At 28.2% G+C, this 2,534-nt stretch carries 3 protein-coding genes; all 3 read right to left on the bottom strand.

The window, feature by feature from the left end; genetic code table 11:
- Positions 1–279 precede the first annotated feature (279 nt).
- Entirely contained in the window at positions 280–1,197 is a 918-nt protein-coding gene (locus WA340_RS05960; protein WP_336127871.1) for a DUF6268 family outer membrane beta-barrel protein, read from the bottom strand.
- A 152-nt stretch (positions 1,198–1,349) separates the two neighbouring features.
- Entirely contained in the window at positions 1,350–1,805 is a 456-nt protein-coding gene (locus tag WA340_RS05955; RefSeq protein WP_336127869.1) for a hypothetical protein, read from the bottom strand.
- Between the two features lie 145 nt (positions 1,806–1,950).
- Positions 1,951–2,534, bottom strand: a 584-nt coding sequence (locus WA340_RS05950; RefSeq protein WP_336127867.1) for a hypothetical protein, incomplete at its 5' end; no start/stop codon positions are given.

The following is a 2,534-nucleotide window of genomic DNA, read 5'->3' as shown; positions in this document are numbered from 1 at the left end:
CAATTGCAATAATTGACTTGAAGTTCTGAATTTCTATGGTTGTTAATTTATGGCTCATAGGTTGGTTTTACATTATGCACAACGGTCTTGTATATGAAACGTAGCGTATAAATAGACACTAACTTTTCGGATTTAGCACGAGCCGAATTTTTTATTTTTATGTTTAATTTTCTTTATAAATATAACCAAATAAAAAATTTGGCGTACTTTGTAAATATACAAAAACCTCTCGGAAAGCCTATAATAGCTATGCTTTATACACGTTGTTGGTAGTAGTTTTTACTTCAATAATTTTATTCCTATGTTGAAGAAGAACTTATTATCAGTACTAAAATCTAATTCTGAATTTAAGTCATCATCCTGAAATTCCAATATATTACGCATTGCTATACCAGCACCAACATTCAAATGAAAATCTCCAAATAATTTGGTCTGAAAATCTGGGCCTATTGTAATTCTGGAATAAGAAACACGGTTTAAATCTATATTTGAGGTGGTATTACTAAATACGGCATTATATAAATTACCGTAAACAGCTAATTTCCCACCTAATTTGGTGTTTTTATTAAATAAATAGTTCTGTGAAATATACGCTGGTAATATCACCAAAGTCTCCCAATTATTAACTTTATAAGTTAAGTTTACTAGTGGAATTAAAGTCGCATTACCAAACCTTGTCGTATAGGCGACTCCAAATCCATATTCAAAATTTTGGGATGACCTTTTCATTGCTAAAGCTGCTGCTTGAAAAATGAAGTCGTCCGAATGCAATGATTCTTCAAAATCAGAAGCTAGAGTAGGTGTGAAACTTGCTACTAATTTCCAGCGTTTGGGTAAAATTTTAATTATTCCTATAGAATAGGCGATGGAATGAAAGTCTTTTGAAGCTTTGAAATTGGTTAGCTCAGTTGTTGCCTCAAATGTAAAATAGGTATATTGAACTCTATTAGATAAATACCATTTTTTTTCTTTTATAGGAAAAGCGAATTGAAGCATAGTAGTCCATTCATCCATCTCAATTTTTCCTTTTTGATTATTGATATCAAATTCAGAACTACTATAATTAAAATAGTTTGTTGAAAAAACTGGAAATTTGGTAAGTCTTTTGTATTGTAAAGAATCTGTTTTACTTTGAGCATAAGTTAGATTTATTGCTAAAGTAGCTGTCAATATTATAATTAATCTCTTAGTCATCATTTGGGTTAAATTACTACCAACGTTGGTGTGTATGATTAGTTGCGGAAAAGGACGCAGTCATTTTCCGCTGTAAACCAAAGATAATTAATAAGAATGAAATTCCGTTAGGAATTTCAGCCGCAATTAATTATACACGTTGTTAGCGGTAGTTATTATTTCCAAGTTTTAATCTTAGTTTTAAATTTTTTTAAATTAAATGAACTCATCATTTTCTCAAGCTCAGCATTATTAATTTCACCTCCATTTTTTTCATGAATTAGAATGTCATTATTCTCTCTTTTAATTATGTATAAAGAGTCTTTTTTTTCATCACAATGTTTGCTGAAAAAGTCAATTTCATAAATTATTCTGTTTAAATTTTCTTTGTCGTCAAAAAAATATTTACGATTTGTTTTTCCGCATTCTGGATTTGAAATATATTCAATTCCAATTAGTTTATTGTTTTTCAAATATGCGTAAGCTGGATGTAAAAAATCTCCGTCAAACAATTTTTTGTCATACCCAAAAACGTGATATTTGAATTCTAAATTATATTTATGATCGTAAATTATTACAACTAAAATAAAAGTTGTAAAAATCAAAAAAATCGACTTGAAGCGTTTCTTCATTTTTAATTACCGCTAAACGTTAGCGTATAAATTTCAGTTGCGGAAAATCGGTACGATTTTCCGATTTAGACTGAAAGATAGAAAATTGCAATGAATTTCCGTAGGAAATTCAGCCGCAATTGAATTTATACTATGTTGTAAATAGTTATTTTTTTAATTCAAATGTTTTTCCATTCCAAGAATATGTTTTTACAACTTTAATAGATTCAACTTCATAATTTTCATTCAGAATTGATTTTGTCAATAGAATCTGATTTTTTATTCCAAACTTTTGATTCGGGAATCTGTATTCAGTTATCGGTGTTGGTCCGTCACAATGAAGATATTCCGATTCAGGAAGTTCTATTAAATTGCCATCTTTTGTCTTTAGTAAATAAGTCGAATAATAATTTGAGCAACAAGTATCATAACCAGATTTCAAACGTATTATTTGTTCAACATTTTTCAAATTATCAACATTTAAAATCTCAACTGTAGTTCCTCTATAAAATTCTAATTCAGATATTTTTATTTCATAAAGTGATTGTCCGTTGTTGTTTTTTAGATAAATAGAAATTGGTTCAGGTGAGTTTTCAGTTTGAAAATTTTCCCAATACTTTTTTATTGTTAATGAGTCAATTTCAGTTAAATAATATTGTTCAGATTTTATAAAATCTTTTGATTCTTGACTAAAAGAGTTCAAGAATGTCATTAAAATTATTATCAGAAATGAGTTCTTCATAATTATTT

Origin of the sequence: Mesoflavibacter sp. CH_XMU1422-2, assembly GCF_037029245.1 — a bacterium.
Lineage (GTDB): Bacteria > Bacteroidota > Bacteroidia > Flavobacteriales > Flavobacteriaceae > Mesoflavibacter > Mesoflavibacter zeaxanthinifaciens.
The sequence above is the reverse complement of the archived record's forward strand: the minus strand, read 5'-3'. Positions and strand labels throughout refer to the sequence as shown.